The organism is Kineosporia rhizophila (assembly GCF_021277265.1).
GTDB lineage: Bacteria > Actinomycetota > Actinomycetes > Actinomycetales > Kineosporiaceae > Kineosporia > Kineosporia rhizophila.
Window position 1 is genome coordinate 95718 of the sequence record NZ_JAJSOH010000023.1, and the last position, 18015, is coordinate 113732.

At 72.5% G+C, this 18015-nt stretch carries 15 protein-coding genes and 1 pseudogene; 7 read left to right on the forward strand and 9 right to left on the reverse strand.

The window, feature by feature from the left end; genetic code table 11:
• Positions 1-4 precede the first annotated feature (4 nt).
• Together kdpA and kdpF are read right to left on the reverse strand one after the other, a co-directional pair.
• Complete coding sequence (kdpA, locus tag LWF15_RS26660; RefSeq protein ID WP_232813685.1) at positions 5-1669, reverse strand: potassium-transporting ATPase subunit KdpA; 1665 nt, start codon at positions 1667-1669, stop codon at positions 5-7.
• The gene (kdpF, locus tag LWF15_RS26665; RefSeq protein WP_232813686.1) at positions 1669-1758 is read right to left on the reverse strand and encodes a K(+)-transporting ATPase subunit F; all 90 of its coding nucleotides are present in this window, start codon (positions 1756-1758) and stop codon (positions 1669-1671) included. The genes kdpA and kdpF overlap by 1 nt, the downstream gene beginning before the upstream one ends.
• A gap of 453 nt (positions 1759-2211) precedes the next feature.
• Here kdpF and LWF15_RS26670 point away from each other — a divergent pair, with 453 nt between their 5' ends.
• Positions 2212-3438 carry a helix-turn-helix domain-containing protein gene (locus LWF15_RS26670; protein ID WP_232813687.1) on the forward strand — a complete coding sequence of 409 codons (1227 nt, stop codon included), beginning with the start codon at positions 2212-2214 and terminating at the stop codon, positions 3436-3438.
• The gene (locus LWF15_RS26675; protein WP_232813688.1) at positions 3435-4172 is read left to right on the forward strand and encodes a RibD family protein; all 738 of its coding nucleotides are present in this window, start codon (positions 3435-3437) and stop codon (positions 4170-4172) included. The genes LWF15_RS26670 and LWF15_RS26675 overlap by 4 nt, the downstream gene beginning before the upstream one ends.
• A 6-nt stretch (positions 4173-4178) precedes the next feature.
• Here LWF15_RS26675 and LWF15_RS26680 read toward each other — a convergent pair whose 3' ends face one another.
• The 6 genes from LWF15_RS26680 to LWF15_RS26705 form a co-directional block, all read right to left on the reverse strand.
• A complete protein-coding gene (locus tag LWF15_RS26680) occupies positions 4179-4574 on the reverse strand; it encodes a hypothetical protein (protein ID WP_232813689.1) in 396 nt (131 codons plus the stop codon).
• Positions 4571-5380 carry a glycosyltransferase gene (locus LWF15_RS26685; protein ID WP_232813690.1) on the reverse strand — a complete coding sequence of 270 codons (810 nt, stop codon included), beginning with the start codon at positions 5378-5380 and terminating at the stop codon, positions 4571-4573. Before LWF15_RS26685 ends, LWF15_RS26680 begins: the two co-directional genes overlap by 4 nt.
• A complete protein-coding gene (locus LWF15_RS26690) occupies positions 5377-5934 on the reverse strand; it encodes a class I SAM-dependent DNA methyltransferase (protein WP_232813691.1) in 558 nt (185 codons plus the stop codon). The genes LWF15_RS26685 and LWF15_RS26690 overlap by 4 nt, the downstream gene beginning before the upstream one ends.
• Before the next feature lie 4 nt (positions 5935-5938).
• Positions 5939-6706 (reverse strand): PIG-L deacetylase family protein, encoded by a 768-nt coding sequence (locus tag LWF15_RS26695; RefSeq protein ID WP_232813692.1) that lies wholly within the window; start codon positions 6704-6706, stop codon positions 5939-5941.
• Positions 6703-7773 carry an acyl-CoA dehydrogenase family protein gene (locus LWF15_RS26700; protein ID WP_232813693.1) on the reverse strand — a complete coding sequence of 357 codons (1071 nt, stop codon included), beginning with the start codon at positions 7771-7773 and terminating at the stop codon, positions 6703-6705. Before LWF15_RS26700 ends, LWF15_RS26695 begins: the two co-directional genes overlap by 4 nt.
• An 87-nt stretch (positions 7774-7860) precedes the next feature.
• Positions 7861-8241: a hypothetical protein gene (locus tag LWF15_RS26705; protein ID WP_232813694.1), complete on the reverse strand. Its 381-nt coding sequence runs from the start codon at positions 8239-8241 to the stop codon at positions 7861-7863.
• A gap of 794 nt (positions 8242-9035) precedes the next feature.
• Here LWF15_RS26705 and LWF15_RS26710 point away from each other — a divergent pair.
• The 5 genes from LWF15_RS26710 (at position 9036) to LWF15_RS26730 (ending at position 17645) form a co-directional block, all read left to right on the forward strand.
• Positions 9036-10415, forward strand: coding sequence for a helix-turn-helix transcriptional regulator (locus LWF15_RS26710; protein WP_232813695.1), 1380 nt, complete (start codon positions 9036-9038; stop codon positions 10413-10415).
• Positions 10412-11452 carry an aminoglycoside phosphotransferase family protein gene (locus tag LWF15_RS26715; RefSeq protein WP_232813696.1) on the forward strand — a complete coding sequence of 347 codons (1041 nt, stop codon included), beginning with the start codon at positions 10412-10414 and terminating at the stop codon, positions 11450-11452. The genes LWF15_RS26710 and LWF15_RS26715 overlap by 4 nt, the downstream gene beginning before the upstream one ends.
• A 66-nt stretch (positions 11453-11518) precedes the next feature.
• The gene (locus LWF15_RS26720; protein ID WP_232813697.1) at positions 11519-12385 is read left to right on the forward strand and encodes a DUF4132 domain-containing protein; all 867 of its coding nucleotides are present in this window, start codon (positions 11519-11521) and stop codon (positions 12383-12385) included.
• Positions 12382-17454 (forward strand): hypothetical protein, encoded by a 5073-nt coding sequence (locus LWF15_RS26725; RefSeq protein ID WP_232813698.1) that lies wholly within the window; start codon positions 12382-12384, stop codon positions 17452-17454. Before LWF15_RS26720 ends, LWF15_RS26725 begins: the two co-directional genes overlap by 4 nt.
• Positions 17455-17483: 29 nt before the next feature.
• Positions 17484-17645 carry a hypothetical protein gene (locus LWF15_RS26730; protein WP_232813699.1) on the forward strand — a complete coding sequence of 54 codons (162 nt, stop codon included), beginning with the start codon at positions 17484-17486 and terminating at the stop codon, positions 17643-17645.
• 169 nt (positions 17646-17814) lie between these two features.
• Here LWF15_RS26730 and LWF15_RS26735 read toward each other — a convergent pair.
• Positions 17815-18015 (reverse strand): annotated as a pseudogene (locus LWF15_RS26735) (hypothetical protein); the annotation flags it as partial.

The following is an 18015-nucleotide window of genomic DNA, read 5'->3' on the forward strand; positions in this document are numbered from 1 at the left end:
GTTCTCAGCTCAGTCCCTCGGCGATCGGGCCGAGAGCAAGGGCCGGCAGGAAGGTCAGGGCCACGACGACGAGGACCACGCCGACGAGCATCCCGACGAACAGCGGCTGGTAGGTCTTCAGCGTCCCGGCCGATTCCGGGGTGGGCCTCTGCTGGGCCAGCGAACCGGCCAGGGCGAGCACGAAGATGATCGGCAGCAGGCGGCCGAGCAGCATGCAGATGCCCAGGGCGGTGTTGTAGAAGCCGGTGTTGGCGCTCAGCCCGGCGAACGCCGAGCCGTTGTTGTTGCTGGCCGAGGTGAAGGCGTAGAGCACCTCGGAGAAACCGTGCGACCCGGCGCTGAGCATCGACTCGCGGGCCGTGCTGTCGGCCATCGCCACCGCGGTGCCGACCAGCACCAGCGCGGGGGTGGTGAGCAGGTACAGCGAGGCGAACTTGATCTCGCGGGAGCCGATCTTCTTGCCCAGGTACTCCGGGGTGCGCCCGACCATCAGGCCGGCCACGAACACCGTGATCACGGCGATCACCAGCATCCCGTAGAGGCCGGAACCGGTGCCTCCGGGCGCGATCTCGCCGAGCATCATGTTCAGCATGGTCAGGCCGCCGCCGAACGAGGTGTACGAGGAGTGGAACGAGTTCACCGCACCGGTCGAGGTCAGCGTGGTGGCCGCGCCGAAGGTGGCCGAGTTCAGCACGCCGAAGCGGGTGTCGGTGCCCTCGGTGGCCGCGCCCGCCGCCGCCGGGACGGTGTTGCCGCCGCCCAGGCCGTTGCTCAGGTTCAGCAGGACGATGCTGGCCAGCGCGATGATGCTCATCGCGGCGAGGATCGCGTAGCCCTGCCGGGTGCTGCCGACCATCCGGCCGAAGGCCCGCGGCAGGCTCACCGGGATCAGCAGGATCAGGAAGATCTGCAGCCAGTTGGTCCAGGTGGTGGGGTTGGACAGCGGGTGGGCGCTGTTCACGTTCCAGAAGCCGCCGCCGTTGGTGCCGAGCAGCTTGATCGCTTCCTGGCTGGCCGCCGGGCCACCCGGAACGGTCTGGGCGCCGCCGGCCAGGGTCTGCAGTTCGGTGCCGGCCGAGAGGCTCTGCACCGCGCCGCCGGCGATGAACACGATCGCCGCGGCTGCCGCGACGGGCAGCAGGACGCGCAGGCAGATCCGGACCAGGTCGACCCAGAAGTTGCCCAGGTGCTCGGTCCGGCTCCGGGCGAAGCCCCGGGTCAGGGCGACGGCCACGGCGATGCCGACGGCGGCGGAGGTGAAGTTCTGCACCGCCAGACCGGTCATCTGCACCAGGTGGCCCATGGTCGACTCACCCGAGTACGCCTGCCAGTTGGTGTTGGCCACGAAGCTGACCGCGGTGTTCCAGGACAGGTCGGGGGCCACCCCGTCGAACCCGAGGGAGAGCAGCAGCCGGCCCTGCAGGCGCATCAGCAGGTAGAGGAAGAGCAGGGAGACCAGGGAGAAGGCGAGCACGCTGCGGGCGTAGACGCCCCACGGCTGCTCGGCCTCCGGGTCGACCCCGATCACCCTGTACAGGCCGCGCTCGAGCCGGGAGTGCCGGGTGGAGGTGAAGACGCGGTAGAGGTAGTCGCCGGCCGGCCGGTTCACGGCCGCCAGCACGACGACGAGCGACACCACGAAGATGACGCCCGCGGTGGTTGAGCTCATCAGAACTTCTCCGGGAAGAGCAGGGCGGCCAGGAGGAAGACGGTCAGGCCGGCGGCGATCACCAGGCCGGCCAGGTTCACGAGGGTCACAGTCGCTCCACCCCTCGGACGATCAGGGCCAGGGCGCCGAAGAGCGCTCCGGTCACCACCAGGTACACCAGGTCAAGCACTGCTGATCCCTCACTCGGATTGCGGGTCGCCCGGCTTCCTGCCGGGCTCCACCAGCACACCTCTGCGCGTTCGGGAAGGGCAGATGCGTTGACAGTCTCTTGACTGGTTTTGCAAAGATCCCGACAGCTTCTTGACGCCTCGGCCCAGAGCCCTCGCATCCGGGTCCTGACCTGGCGTGATGCGCGCCACAAGGGCGTGCTGACAGGGAGTGGTCGAGCGCTTCAAACGTGCGCCTCGGTAACCGTCAGTTACGCGCGGTGACGGATATGGCAACGGCAATGCAATGGCTCTGGGGAATCCGTCAAACCCGACTTAACCTGATTCGGGATTTCGGGAACCGGCTCGGCCCACAAGGCCGGGAGGTCCGAGGAGATGGAGCGGCGTGTGATTGCGGTCGAACGCTGGACAGGGCGGGAAACCCGGGCGCTGCGCCGGGCGCTGCGGATGACGGTCATCGGGTTCGCCGACCACCTGGGGGTGGCGGTCCGCACGGTGAGCAACTGGGAGGCGCGCGGCGCCGACATCGAGCCGCTGCCGGAGATGCAGGCTGCGCTGGACACCGCGCTGAGCCGGGCCAGCCGTGAGTCGGTGCACCGCTTCCAGGCCTTCCTCGGCACCGGTGAGCAGACCGAGTTCGACCCGGCCCCGCTGCCGGAGGGGCGGCGCGGCGCGGTCCGGCCCTCGCTGCCGGTCAGCGCGCAGGTGATCGACGAGCTGACCACCCTGCGGGCCTCGCTGGTCCGCTCCGACTCGATGCTCGGCCCGGGGCGCCTGATCGCGACGGTGGGGGAGCAGGTGTCGAACGTCCAGGACATGCTGGGGTCCGCTCGGGGGGACCTCAGGCGTCGGGTGTTCGACCTGGCCACCCTCTACGCGGAGTTCCAGGGGTGGCTGTTCGAGGACGCCGGTCAGTCGGTGCGCAGCGGGGCCTGGACGGGGCGCTCCGTGGAGTGGGCCCAGGCCAGCGAGAACAGCGACCTGGCCGCGTACACGCTGATGCGCCGGGCCCAGCAGGCCGCCGCGGGGCAGGAGTCCTCGCTGGCGATCGGCCTGGGCGAGGCGGCCGAGCGCCGGGCCGGCTCGGCGCCGCGGATCCGGGCGGCCGCCGCCCAGCAGCGGGCCGCCGGGCTGGCCATCGAGGGCGACGAGACCGGGGCCCTGCAGGCCATGGACGACGCGCTGGACCTGGTGCAGGAGGATCCCGGGCCGGCCGTGGCCGACCAGTGGTCGCTGGCCGAGTGGTGCACCGAGGGGTACGTGGCCGCGCAGCGGGCGAACGTGCTGATCACCCTGGGCCGGGCGCAGGACGCGGTGGACTCCTACGACCGGGCGCTGACCGAGTGGCCGCAGGAGTACCGGCGCGAGCGCGGGCTGCACATGGCCCGCAAGTCCAAGGCGCTGGCCATGCTGCGGCGGATCGACGAGGCGGTGGACGTGGGCAGCCAGGCGCTGGAGATCGCGGTCGACACCGGGTCGCGGCGCACCCTGGACGAACTGCAGGCGATGACCGACGTGGCGGCCGACCAGGACATCGCCGACCGGCGGGTGATCGAGTTCGGCGAGTCGCTGGTCGGGGCCGTGCAGGCGGGATCGCAGTGACGCTGACTCTCGGCGGCTCGGTGGCGGATCTGGTCGGCCGGGACGAGTGGGCGGCGGTGAACGCGCTCGGGCGGCCCTTCGTGGTGTACAAGTTCGCGGCCACCCTGGACGGCCGGATCGCCGCGGCGGACGGCACCAGTCAGTGGATCACCAGTGCGGCCAGCCGGGCCGAGGTGCACCTGCTGCGGGCCGGTTGCGACGCCACCGTGGTGGGGTCGGGCACCCAGCAGGCGGACGACCCGAACCTCGCGGTGCGGGGGAACGACGACCCGCGGCTGGACCTGTCGGCGGTCCGGACCGAGGGGCAGCCCTACCGGGTGGTGGTCGACACCAATGCCCGCACCTCCGCGTCCGCGAAGGTTCTGGACGCTTCCGCACCGACCATCATCGCGGTGGCCCCGGACGCCGCTGCCGGTCATCTGCAAGGCGCCGAGGTGATCCGGATACCTCGGGCCGAACAGGGGCTTTCGGTTCCGGCGCTGCTGGAGGCGCTGTACCAACGGGGAGTTCGGGCCGTGTTCCTGGAAGGCGGCCCCACCCTGGCCGGTTCGTTCATCGCCGCCCGCCTGGTCGACCGGGTGATCAACTACGTGGCCCCGGCCCTGCTCGGGTCGGGCAAGAGCGGCCTGCTCGACGCCGGGATCGGCACGATGGCCGACATCCTGCGGCTGGAGCTGCTCGACATCGCCCGGTCCGGGCCGGACCTGCGGCTGGTGGCGCGGCCGGCGTTCTGAGGCCGGTCAGGCTGCGGCGCAGGGCTTGTCGCGGGCGCCGGTGGCCAGTTCGGTGCCGGCCTCGCCGGTGACCTGGACGCCGGTGATCGCTGCATCGGCGTAGGCCAGCTCGGCGGCCGAGTCGCAGACCAGAAGGGCCAGGTCGGCCTCGTCGTCGGCCAGGCCGGTGCTGATCGCGACGCTGTGACAGTCGCCCACGATCTGGACCTGGGTGATCCGCGGATCGCTGAGCCGGCCGGCCAGGTCGGCGCCGGTGGCGCAGTCGGCGGGCCCCTGGGTGACGGCGGGGCTGGGAGCCGCCTCGTCGGGCTTGGTCTCCGAGGACGAGTCGCTGCAGCCGGCCAGCGTCAGGGCGGCGCCGGCCACGAACCAGCTGCCGATCAGGATCCCGGGGGACTTCATGAGCGGGAGCGTAGTGCCTGTCTGGGGATGATTCGTGCATTCCGGCCACCCGCCGGGTGCGGGGTGGAGGAGTGGTCGGCGACGATGCGGCCGAGCAGGGCGCCCAGCCCGCCGGGGGCCCGGGCCTGGGTCCGGCCGCTGGTGGTGACCACCACCTCCGGCGCGCTCACCACCCGGAACCCGCGTCGGCGCACGGCCGCGATCAGCGCCGCGTCCTCGCCCGGCACCTGTTCCGGCCAGCCGCCGACCTCCAGGTAGGCGTCGGCCCGCACGGCCAGGTTGGCCCCGTAGACGTGGTCGTGACCGTTGACGTGCAGCCCGGCCGTGACGATCCGGCGGTAGGCCTCGCTGGTGCGGGAACTGACCAGAGGAGGACCGGCTTCCCAGCCGTTCACCCGCACCATCCCGGTGACCCCGGCCGCCCCGGAACCCAGGTAGGGCAGGTAGCGCCGCACCCAGTCGGCCGGGACGACGCTGTCGGCGTCGGTGGACAGCAGCCAGGTCTGCTCGAAAGGGATGCCGTAGGCGGCCAGTTCGCCGAGCCCGGCCATGGTCCCGGTCGCCCGGGCGGTGGCGACCGTGCCGGTCGCGACGGGGACCACCAGGCCCTCGACCAGCCGGGGCAGGTTCGAGAAGGCCCGGCGGGCAACCGCTTCGGTAGCGTCCTGGCAGCGATGGGCGACCAGGACGATTGCGGTGGGGATGCGGATACCGGTGACCGCGGTGATCACCGCCTCCAGGCAGGCCGGGACCAGGTCCTCCTCGTCCTTGGCCGGCACGACCACCACGAGACCGCCCGGTCTCACGGCTTCCTGAGGACGTCGAGCACGAACTCCTCGTCCACGTGCGTGACCAGGTGCCGCCAGCCGGGCCGGGCCCGCAGCCAGGTGTGGGTCTCGTCGCCGGAGAGGTAGGTGTCCTCGGAGGACGACCGCCAGTGGACGACGATCAGGTCACCTCCCGGGGCAAGGGTGTCCCAGGCCTGGGCCAGTACCCGTTCGCGATCGGAAGGGTCCAGGTAGTAGAGGATCTCGGAGAGTACGACGAGGTCGGCGTCCGTGATCCCGGAGACCGAGGGCAGACGGACCACGTCCCACTCCACGTTCGGCGGGACCTCGCCCGAACGGGCGTGCGCGACCGCGGTGGAACTGATGTCCGACGCGATCACGCGATCGGCCCGCTCGGCCAGGAGGCGGGTGAGAACACCGATGGAGCAGGCCGGTTCCCACACCAGGCGGTACCTCTCCCGGGGGAGCGAGGCCACGGTCAGGGCGTACTTACGCCGCTCGTACCAGGATCCGCGGTAGTCCCAGGGGTCACTGTTCTCCTGGTAACGCTTCTCGAAATCGGTCGGTTGCACGGATCTAGGAGTTTCTCGGGACGAAGAACGGCTCCAGGCCGTCGGCGAACAGTTCCAGGACGTGCTCAGGCAGCACTGGACCGAAATCTGGGAAGGGGGAGCGCAACTGGCTCGCGTGGGCCTCGATGGCCCGGCGCTTGGCCTGCCGTTCGGCCGTGGAGAGACAGACCACGGTCAGGTCGGCCAGCGGGACGCGCGGGTCGTCGGGCTGGATCGAGTGCCGCATCCAGATCGGGTACTGCCACAGCTCGACCCCGGTCCGGGCGGCGGCCAGCCGGGCGGCCCGGCCCACCGCCTGGTGGTCCGGGTGCGGATCTTCCGGCCAAGGGGCCAGCACCAGGCCGTTGCCGGGCAGGACGGCGGCGATGCGCTCGGTCACCTCCGCCTCGTGTGCGCTCGCCTCCCCGTCGGGGATGTCGAAGAACACCGGCTGGGCGCCTTTGCGGCAGAGCTGGCGGATCGCGTCCCACGTCTCCCGGCGGCGGCTGCGGGCGAGCTCACGCCGCTGCGTGGGGGTGGCCCCCGGATAGCCCGCCGCGCCGTCGGTCACGATGACGACGGTGGGGGTGCAGCCCGCGGTGGAGAGACGGTGCAGCAGACCGCCGGCGCCGAGCGACTCGTCGTCGGGGTGCGGGGCGATGACCGTGACCGGATCGCCGGCCGTGACCGGCAGCAGGCGAGGGCTGGGAGCGGCCTCCAGCCGGGGACGCCACCGGCTGGGCGGCAGGCCCGGTGCGGTGACCTCGGTGGCGGCCGGAAGCTGATCGGTCATCGGAAGGCCCGGCCGAGCAGGGTGCCGGTCCGGAGCAGGTGCGTCCCGGCCAGCTCGTGGTCGGCCTCGGCGTGGTGCTGTCGCACGTAGATCTCCAGATCGGCCAGCTGGTGCGCGATCCGGGCGTTGCGGCACAGGCCGTTCGGGCCGGTCACCCGGGGGGCCCGGGTGAGCACCTCGGTCACGGCCGCCTCGACCGCCGAGCGGGCGGCGGTCATGTCGGGCAGGTCGAGCGGTTCCCCGCGCCCCGCAAGACTGCTGAGCAGCGCGTCGGCCGAGGCGATGGCCACCGCCATGGCCCCCAGATGAGCCCGGTGGTGGGGGCTGGCCCGGTCGGGGTCGGCGGTGGTCAGGATCGAATTGAGGACGCCGTGGGCGCCTCCCAGCCAGACGGCCGCCACTCCGGCGCCGCCCAGGGTGAAACCGGGCCGTTCGAGGTAGAAGCCCGGCCCGCCGACGGCGGCGCCGGCCGGCACGGCCAGGTCGTGAACCTCCACGTCGACGCTGCGGGTGGCATCCATACCCACGGCCGGCCAGGTGTCCTCGCGCCGGGTCAGGGCGGACTGGCGCACGTCGACGTCGACCAGGACCGGACCGGCGTCGGTGGAGATCACGGTGAGGGCCCGGTCGAGGAACCAGGCGCCGGAGCAGAACCGCATGGTTCCCTCGACGTTCCAGCCCTCCGGGGTGGACCTGGCCTTCAGGCCGGTACCGCCGGAGGCCGACGCCCAGACGCCGTAGACCGCGCCGGGGGCCGGTTCCCGGCCTGCCTCGGCCAGGATGCGCAGCGCGTCGATGTGCCCCTCGGCCAGCCGGGCCACGCAGAGGTCGGAGTGCCCCAGAGCGGCCAGCGTCTGCCACAGAGGCAGCAGCGGGCCGGTCAGCCCGGCCGGATCGAGCCGGCCGGCCAGATCGCGCACGGCTTCGGCCACCCGCTCGGCGGAGTCCGCGGCGGAACGGTCGATGTTCCCCGTGCGTGGCCGATCCGCTACGGAGAGCACGCTTTCCGTAGCGGCCCCGACCTGTTCCTGAGGTGTTGTCAGGATCGAACCGTTCAGCGCTCCCACGCACTGAATCCTGACGCGCACCGGGGGAACCGGCCCGTTCAGATGTCCCCGGGCGCCCGGGCCGGGCGGCCCGGGACGACGCCCGTCTCAGATCACGTTGTCGAGGCGCTGGACCACGAAGTCCGGCACCGCGTAGGTGAGCCCGCCGATCACGATGTAGATGCCGTCGGCCTCGCTCTTCCACAGCACGTCGTCCACCGGCAGCGGGCTGCCCGGCCGCAGCAGCCAGTCGCGGAAGTCGCCGCGGTCGATGACGGCCCGCTTGCGGGTGCCGTAGGTGATCGTCAGGTCGGCCAGGTCGACGTCGACCACCACGGTGCCGACGCGCCAGCCGCGCCCGTTCTTCGCGTCGAAGGTGAGGCGTCCCGTCCAGGCCTCGAGGTTGATCGTCACCGCGCTCTCGCGGAACGGGCCGTAGCCCGTCGAGACACCCCCGACGGTGCCTGTACTGCTGCTCACCTGGCTCATGACCGGACCTCCGTGACCTGCTGATCGGTGCTGCTCACTGCTGGTGTCACTCCTGCCATCAATCGGTGCCATCTCGAATGGCAAAGAGTCACTGGGGGCGCTATCGGAGAAAGGCCGTCTCCCGTTACGGCCGGTCGGCAACTGCTCCGGACGGGCGGTCCTCCGACGGCCCCGGCGGTGTCAGCATTCGACCCAGGGTCACTGGGTGCAGGCCGGGAGTTGCCGGTGTTTTCGCCCGAACCTGCACCGTCACCGACGGCTGGATGGCATCGTCCGGTCGCCGTACGGAAGCTGCTCCGGGGGTGCACCGGGCGTGGCCTGGTGTCCCTGATATTGCATGCCCCAGTGGCAAGGTGCTGACCGCAGTCGCGGTCGGCCGGCTGGTGCCGGCGCGGCGAGCCCCCCGTGGGCTCGCCGCTGTCTTACCGACTCACCTGTGTGGACTTCTGTACCGGCGCCGGGACGGGTGGAGGGTGTCGGCGGGTGACTGTCACCCGTCCCGGCGCTGTTTGAGAAGCATTGCTCCCGGCAGGCGGCGGCGTACAGCCGCCGTGTGGAACGGCTCGGCTCCTCGTTCTGCCTACCGGAGACGACTTGCCCGGCTAGGCGGCCGGGTGAGGCGGTCCGGCCAGGCACGGGACGACTCGTTTTATAGAGGACAAAGCGGATGTATTCATCGACTGCCTAGCCGGGCTAGTCGGCTTGGCTACATTCTTTTCGAGTCGTTAGCCAATCCGTGACGGATCCCCTACCGTCGGTCAAGACGGGGAAAACGGGGAAACAGGAGTCGAGCGATGAACGTGGAACCAAGAAGTCCACTGCCCGCCGACGAGGTCTGGGAGCGCCTCGACATGCGCCGGGCGCTCGCCGCCCGCGACCTGGGCACGGTCTTCCGGCTGCTGCAGAAGCACGGCACCTCGCAGCGGACCATCGCGGCCCTCACCGGGATGTCGTCCTCCGAGGTCTACGAGGTCCTGCGGGGCCGCCGGGTGATGGCCTACGAGGTGCTCTGCCGGGTCGCCGACGGCTTCGGCGTGCCCCGCGGCTACCTCGGCCTGGCCTACGACAACGACACGGCCACCTGGCTGGACCAGAACCTGGTGCCGGCCCAGACCCGCAGCGACCACGAGGACGACTCCCGGGGGCACGCGCTGCTGGCCTACGCGGCCGAGGTGACGGTGGGCACGGCCGGCGAGCTGTCGTCGGAGTGGGCCTCCGTCCCGGCCGCCGCCACCCCTCTGCCCGGGCAGGTCGGCCCGGAGGACGTGGAGCAGGCCGAGGCGGTCACCGCCCAGCTGCGCCACCTCGACTACCGCTTCGGCGGCGGGGCCTGCCGCGACGCGGTGTCGGCGCACGCCCGCTGGGTGGACAAGCTCTGTGAACTCCCCAGCCGCCCCGCCACCGGCACCCGACTGCGGGTGGCGGCCGCGGACGTCCACAATCTGGCCGGCTGGACCGCGTTCGACGTGGGCCTCTACAACGTCGCCGGGCGCCACCTCGCGCTCGCGCTCGACTTCGCCCGTCAGGCCAAGGTGCCCTCGCTGACCGCGAACGTGCTCTACCGGGCCGGCCGGGTCTACCTGCACCGCAAGCGGGTCAGCGAGGCGCTGCGGTTCTTCCAGCTCGGCCAGCTCGCCGCGCAGGACTCCGGGTCCCGCCGCACGGTGGCCATGCTGTGCGCCAACATCGCCTGGACGTATGCCGAGATGGGCGACGAGGCCCAGGCGATCACCCACCTCAACCGGGCCGCGGACGAGTTCTCCCGGGCCGAGGACACCGACGCCGAGCCGTGGGTGCAGTTCTTCCACGAGCTGGACGTGATGGCGCTGGAGGGGATGACGCAGCTGGCGATCGCCCGCACCAACCAGGTCTACGCCGACCCGGCCCGGCGCGCGCTCGAGGCGAGTGTCGCCCGCCGCAACCAGGGCATGGCCCGCAGCCTGGCGTTCGAGCAGGGGGCGCTGGCCACGGCCTGCCTGCTCACCAAGGACAGCCAGGCCGCGCTGGAGTACGGCGAGCTGGCCCTGGAGCACGCCCACCGGTTGCGCTCGCGCCGGGTCACCGACCGTCTCGCCCCGCTGGGCGAGCTGGCCCTGAGCTGCCCCGACCGGGGCCCGGGCGGCGACGGTATCCGTGACCTGGGGCGGCGGATAGAGCAGGTCCTCGTCTCGTGACCCACGCCGAAACCAGTCCGGGGCTGAGCCGTCCGGCACTGGATCCGGCCGAGATCACCGCAACGGTGACGGCTGCCTGCCGGATCCTCGGCCTCGATCCCCGGGGTCACACGGTCCTGAAGTTCACCAACAACGCGGTGCTGCGGCTGCCTCACGCCGGGGTGGTGGTCCGGATCGCCGGGTCGGCCGCCGTGGGCGACCGGGCCCAGCGGGTGGTGCACGTGGCCCGTCTGCTGGAACGGCACGGGGTGCCGGCCGTGCGGCTGGCCCAGGCGGCCGACCAGCCGATGATCGTGCACGGCCACGAGGTCACGGTCTGGCACGACGTGCGGCCGGTGCGCGACCCGACCCCGGAAGACCTGGCCGGTCTGCTGAAGGCGGTGCACGCGGTGCCGATCGAGGCTCCGGCCGCACCGGTCGTCCCGGCCCGCCGGGGCCGGAGCCGTCGGCAGCCCTCGGTACCCGGGCAGAACACCGGCCCCCTGCCGGTGCAGTCCTCTTCCCGGTCGCCGCTGGTGCGCTGGGGGCCGGTGGCCGGGATCCGCCGGCGGATCGCCTCGGCCGGGCCGCTGCCGCGAGAAGACCTGGCCTTCCTCCAGGCCGAGACCGATGCGGTGGCCGAGGAACTGGCCGCGCTGAGCGGGCTGGAGCCGCTGCTGCCGGCCGGCCTGATCCACGGCGACTCGTTCCTCGGCAACGTCATCGTGGGCGAGAACGGGCCGGTGCTCTGCGATTTCGACTCCACCTGCTGGGGGCCGCGGGAGTGGGACCTGACCCCGATCGCGGTCGGGGCCCTGCGCTTCGACTACGGCGGTGACCTGGCCGCCCGGTTCGCGGCCGGCTACGGCAAGGACGTGCTGGCCTGGCCCGGGTTCCCGGCCCTGCGGCGGCTGCGGGAACTGCAGTTGGTCACCAGTGTGCTGCCGGTGCTGGCGGCCAACCCCGGACTGCAGCCGCAGTGGCGGTTCCGGGTGGACAGCCTGCGCCGGGGCGATGCCGAGGCCCGCTGGAGCACCTACGGTCAGGTCGCCGTCTGATTCGCTGCCCACCGTTCACCTGCCTGGCCGCCGAAACTGTCGGAGGGCGTTGGTAGCGTCCGCGACGTGACTTGGACGAAGACCGCGAGTGGGCACGAAGTCGCTCTTCTCGAAGGGCGGGTCCGGTGCCGTAACGGTGCCGGCCGGATGCTGAAGAGCGTCCCGGCCGCGTTGAAGGAAGACCCGGTCGTGGTGCAGTTGCGCCAGGTGGCCGAGTGGCTGGCCCGGCACGAGGCGCGGTGCCTGGCCCAGGTCGAGACCTGGATGGTCCGCTCGCTGCCGGTGCCGCTGCACGCACTGGCGGCCCTCTGGCCCGATCCGGCCTGGCAGCGCGTGCTGCGTGACCTGGTGGTCCGCCCGCTCGACCAGGCCGGTGCCCCGGTCGGTGAGGTCGGCCTGCTGCGCGCCGTCGATGCCGATCGGGGCGTCGGGCTGGTCACCCTCGACGGTGACACGGTGTTCGTGCCCTCCGTAGCCGTCACCGTGCCGCACCCGGTGCTCCTGGACGACCTGGAAGAGCTGCGCGAGTTCGTCGCCGACCTGCAGGTCGAACAGGTTGTCGCGCAACTGTTCCGCGAGATCGCCACCCGGCCCCCGGGGCTGCGCGCGCGGGACACGTCGGTGAACGACTGGGCCAACGGCGAGTTCGCCGAGCTGCGGCACGCCACCGGGCGGGCCGCGGCCCAGGGGTACGCGGTGCGCGGCGGCTACGCCACGGTGCGGGTGTGGGAGGGCGGCCGGGCGCTGGACGCGCGCTACTGGATCGGCTCCGACGCACCCGAGTACCAGACCTGGACGGGCGAACTCGGCTGGGTCGACGAGCAGGCCCGGCCGGTGCCGCTGACCGAGGTGGGCCCGGTGGCCTGGTCCGAGGGGGCGCGGATGGCCGCGCGCATCTACGCCGGCCGCAAGACGGAGGAAGAGTCGGCATGAGCAGGCAGACGCGCGAGAAGCTGATCGAGGCCGGGGCGATCGTCCCGGCCGCTCCCGGTGCCGTCGAGCCCGAGGCGACCGACGTGGTCACCGCCCGGGTCTACCGGCACCCGGCCCTGGGCGAGCGCCCGGTGGTCCAGCTGGTGCCCGAGACCCTCGGTCCGGCCGAGGATCTCGCGCTCGAGTTCCTCGGGTTCGAGCTGTCGCAGCCGCCGGTCCCGGTCGGTACCGGCCGGCGCCAGGCGCTCGGGTTCCCGGCCTGGGCCCTGATCAACGACCCGGAGAACGGGCACCACGCGCTCGCCCTGGTCAAGGACATGGAGCGGCTGGCCCGGCAGGCCAAGAGCCGGCCGGGGGCCGCCCGCGACGGGTTCGACGAGCTGGCCCGGCGGCTCGGGGCCTCGGTGCCGCACTTCCTGCCCACGTTCTACGAGCAGGCCGGCCGGGCCTTCGTGGCGGCCGAGAACAAGCAGAGCGCGGCCATCATGTTCGGCAAGGCCCGCGAGGCCGAGCGCATGCACGCCCTGCCGATCGACGAGACCCGCCAGCGCGACGTGTTCCTGGAGTTCGCCTTCAGCGGTGCCCTCAACGCCAAGTCGCTCACCCAGTACGCGAAAGACCTGGCCCAGCGCACCGATCCGGTGGCTGCCTACGAGCTGTTCCGTCAGGTCTGTGCCGAGCGGGTGGCCGGCGGACTGCCGCCCTACACCGGCATGGCCGACGATCTGCGCCGGCTGGTCCGGGCCGCCAAGCTGAACCAGGCGGCCGAGGAGGAGCAGGCGATCGCCCAGCTGCTCGACTCGCCCGCCCTGCCGCACGCCCCGTTGCCGTTCTGGAAGTCGTACGCCCCGGCGCTGAAGCGGCTCTCGAAGAAGGACCCGGCGATCCGCGGGCGCCTGCTCGGGCTGCTGCCGCGCAACAACCAGGGCGAGACCGAGGAGTTCTGGTTCGGCCTGCTGCACGACTGCGGCGCGCTGGCCGGCCTGACCGAGGTCGAGGGGCAGCCCGAGGCCGCCCGGCCGCACGACGGTTCGTCCGGCTGGCTGAGTCGCGTGGTGGCCTGGCGCTCCCAGGGCTGGCGTGGTCACCGGCGCTCGGCGCAGGTGCTCGAGCTGGTGCGCCGGATGGCCCCGCAGTTGAAGGCGGAGAACCGGCCGCTGGCCCTGCTCGGGCACGGCGCCGACCTCGATCTGCTCGACCTGGTGCTCTCGCTCGGGCTGCGGGTCGAGCTGCCCGAGGGGCGGCCGGTGCCGCACTTCGCGCTCGGCCGCTGGCAGAGCGACACGTCACCGGGCCGGCGAGACCTGGCCTGCCTGGCCGAGGCCGGCTGGGCGCAGGAGCCGCTGCGGCTCGGGCTGCGCGACGCCCTGGCCGGGCGGCGTGGCTACCAGCAGACCGAGGACACCCGCATTCCGCTGGCCGACCTGCGGGTGTTCTACGAGACCAGGGGCACCCGGCCGCTGCTCGAGAGCTGGCTGGACGAGGCCGCGCAGGAGACGGCCGAGGGTGGTCTGCCCGCGCTGATCGACGCACTCGACCGGATGCGGCCGGTCTGGCACGGCGAGGTCTTCGGGGTGCGCCCGCAGGCCCGGGACGAGGTCGCCGGGGCCGACGTCGCCGCCGCACTGGCCGGCACCCTGCGCATCGGCCTGGTCGACGAGCTGGGCTGGCCGGCCCTGGAAGAGGCGGTGGCCGAGTTCCCGGTGCCGAAGCCGCATCCCAACGGCTGGACGGAGCCGGCGTTCTCGGTCACCGAGGCCTGGCCCGCGCTCATCCTGCACAACAAGGTGATGGCCGTGGTGGTCGGTCCTTCGGAAGTGCTGCTGCGGCACACCTTCCGGCTGCCTCCCGGCACCTCGACCCCGTGGCGGTGGCAGGTCGCCTACACGGATGGTCAGCTGCGGGTGCTCTGGGAGGGGCCCGACGGTACGGCGGGCTACTGGAGCAACCGGCCGGGTGAGGTGTTCACCGTCCCGGGGTCCCTGTACTACGAGCACATCGGCCGTTTCGGTACGAGCCTGCCGTTGCCCGAGGGCGGGCGCACGGCCGGAGGCCGCCCGCTGGTGGGCGGAGACCGGGCGCTGGCCAAGTCCCGCGAGGTGGCCACCGACGGCTCGGGCTGGTGGCGGCTGGAGGAGGGGGCCCAGGGGCGGTCCTGGCGCGAGTTCGACCCGGCCACCGGCGACGGCGGCCGTCGCTCCCGGCCGGCCTTCTTCGAGGCCGGTCTGCAGGGCGAGGGGGCCGAGCTGGTCGAGGGCTGGTGTGTCCTGGCCCCGCTCCAGCCCGGTCTGGAGGCAACGCCTTTCGGCACGTCCGACGGCCTGCTGGGCTGGCGTTCGGTGCGGCTGGCCGACGGCTCCTGCGAGGCGGTCTCGGCCGGTGGAGACTCGGCCCGGCTCAGCCCCGCGCTGATCGGTGCCGCCCGGGGCCGGCCAGGGCCCGCGGCGGTCGGGCCGATCCGCATGCCGGGTGGTGGCGAGCCCGCCGCCCTGATGCCCGACGGGCACGGGCACGGCCTGGCCTTCACCGACGGCTCGGTCCGGGGCAGCCGGGTGTTCACGGCGAACTTCACGTCGGCGGGCTCCGAGTACGCCAAGGGCACCGCGTACGTGCCGCCGCTGGCCTTCTGGCACGCGCTGCGCCCCCGGGACGAGAAGGGCTCTGCAGCCCTGCGATCGATCACCGTCGAGCAGGCCCGGGCCCTGCTCGACGCCGCCCGTAGAGGCAAGGCCGAGAAGGCGGTGCGTAAGGTCCTGCCCCAAATCACCGGTGAAAGGCTGGCTCTCGGGGTCGCCGGGGTGGTCGAGCTCGCCCTCGCGCAGGTGGAGAGGCTTGAGGCGCTGCCCCGGCCGGTGAACACGGCGGTGGTCGAGACGGCGTCGCCCCCTCCGGCGGCCACCGAGATCGGCGAGAAGGGTGAGCTGCCTGCGGCACCGGCCCCGGTGGGGGTCCAGGTGCCCTCCTCGGTGCCCGACACCGATCTGCGCCGGGCTTTCGGCGGGCTGACGACTCACCGCAGCTACTACTGGGGCAGCCACCACAATTCCGGTGAGTCGGCGATCGCCAGTCTCCGCGGCGTGGTGGAAACCCTTGCCGGGCAGCCCCGGAAGGGCCTTCTGGCCAAGCTCGGTGTCGGGGCGAAGAAGCTGGCCGGGCTGGAGTCCGGGGTTGCCCAGACCTCGGTCGACTGGACGCTGGCCGTCGGTGGGCTCGGGGCGCTGGCCCTGCGGGCCGCGCTGGTCACCACCGCCGTCGAAGACCGCCCCGCACTTGCGGCGCTGCTCGCGGCCATTGCCGAGACACCGCTGGCCGAGGCGGACGGGCGCTGGCGCCGGCTCACGCTGACGGTCGAGAAGACGACCACCCCACAGGGAGCCCGGGAAGGGCTGGCCCCGTTCGGCACCCTGCTGCCCACCAAGGGCGGTCAGGCCTTCGTGATCAGCTCGGACAGCGAGTGGTTCGCCGGTGGCTACCGAGGGGTGATCCATGCCGTGGAACATGTCTCTGAGCCCGGCGATTTCGGCCCGGTCAAGGGGTACGGCATCTCGGCCTCACGCGAGGGCCGGGGCTGGGGCGGGGCGGGCCGGCTGAACGAACTGCTGGCGTTGCTGGCCGAACGCGGGCCGGCCCCGTGGCGTCCCGAGGCGGTGGAAGAGCTGGCGCAGGCCACCGGGGTCACCCGCGCCGAGGCCGCCCTGCTGCTGGCCGGTCTGGTCCGGATCGACGTCTACGAGAACAACTTCCTGCCCAAGCCGCTGCGTGAGCTGCTCGGCCTGAAGGTGGCCGAGGCCAAGACGGCCCGCGACAGTCTGAGCCGCCTGCTGTCCACCGACGCGCGACTGCACCTGCTGTCGCTGGCGATGCCGGACAGCCCGGCCGACCTGTGGCAGAAGGGGCCCGACGTGGCCCGGCTGGCCGATGGCTGGAACGAGTTGTTCGGGCGCCGGGTGCCGGTACCCGACGCGCTGGTGGCCGACTTCTCCGCGGCCCGTAAGAGCGCGTGGACGGGAGCCAAGGATCCGGCGGCGGTCCTGCAGGGCATGGTCGGCCCGGAATCCACACCCTGGCTCACCACCGACCTGCGGTTCACCGTCCGGGACAACCAGCTGGTGCAGGAGCCGGAAGAGAGCGACACCGACGCCGGGTTCCGGGCCAAGCATCTGGCCGACACGGTGATCGCCCTGCTCTGGCTGGCCTACCGGCTGCCCCTGGGCGACTCGGTCCGGGCGGTCCTGCCCCGGGTGTACGACCTGCTGCAGCAGCGGCTGGCCAATCCGGACCTGCTGCTGACCTTCCTCGAAGGCGACGGCAGCCGGATCGAGGGCCTGCGTCAGGTCTACGGTCTGCCACCTGTTTCCGACGGGCCGAACCAGCCGGTCGAGGTGGTGCCGCTGGGAGAGGTGGGGCATCTGCTCAGCCGGGGCTGGAACTCGGCCGTGTTCGTCTGCCCGGCCAAGCTCGACGCGGGCGGTGAGCCGCTGCTCGAGCTGGCCCGGGCCCTGCCCAGCTACCAGTCGGCGCCGCTGCTGATCGCCCGCAGCGGTGAACTGGCCCGGCTGATCGACGAGGTGCGGGCCGAGCCGACCGCGGGAACCGAGCTGGCCTGGCTGCAGGACCCACTGGTCAGCGTGCCCGAACTGGTGGCCGAGGTCTCGCAGCACCACAACCTCGGCACCGAGGCCGCGCGTCTGTACCTGCAGCTCTTGGCCTTGCCCGATCCGACAGACAAGAACGTCCGCACGTGGAACGGGTGGGCGCCGAAGGTGCTGAAGACGGCCACGGCTGCCTTGCTCGAGGCCGGGCTGGTGGTCGAGGGCAAGCGGGCCCGGGCCGGGCGCAGCGTGTTCCTGCCCACGGCCTGGCTCCCGGTGAAGGCCCCAGGCCTGCCGTTGGAGGCCTGGAAGGTGCCATTGCTCGGGCTGCAGCCAGACGGCTCGTCCCCGCTTCACCTGGCGGTGCCGGTCACGTCGGTGCGAGAGCTGTACCGCCGCGCCTGGGAACGGGTGCTGGCCGGTGACGAGCCCCGGATGGCGGCCCTCGAGACCGGACGTCCGGGGGTGAGGCGGTGAAGGTTCGGGAGTCAGCAGCAGGTTCGGCCGTGAGTCCGGCCGTGAGTTCGGCGGCGGGCTCGGCGGTGGGCTCGGCGGTGCGTTCGATCGTGAACTTGGCCGTGAGTTCGGTGGCGGGTTCGGTCGTGAACTGGGCCATGAACTGGGCCGCGAGTTCGGTCGGGGTGGGCAGGACCGGGGCCGGGGCGTGAGCCCGGTTGAGGAGCGTGCTCCATGGTCAGGGGCGCGGTCTGAGCCAGGATGGCGGCTGGGGCCGGAAGACGACGGTGCAGAAATGACGATGACGGTAGGGGCACGGCGATGAGCGAGGCAGCAGCTAGCCGGACCGGCAAGTCTCCGGCGGACGGCACGGAAACAGCGTCAGCCGGGACTGGTGGCGCCGGGACGGGGGTGCCCGGGACGACTGTGGCCGGGGTCGGTGTGGTTGGGCCGGGTGCTGGAGCCGATGGTGCCGGGGCCGATGGTGCCGGGACTGGTGCGGCCGGGACTGGTGTGGCCGGGACTGGTGTGGCCGGGACTGGTGTGGCCGGGACTGGTGTGGCCGGGACTGGTGTGGCCGGG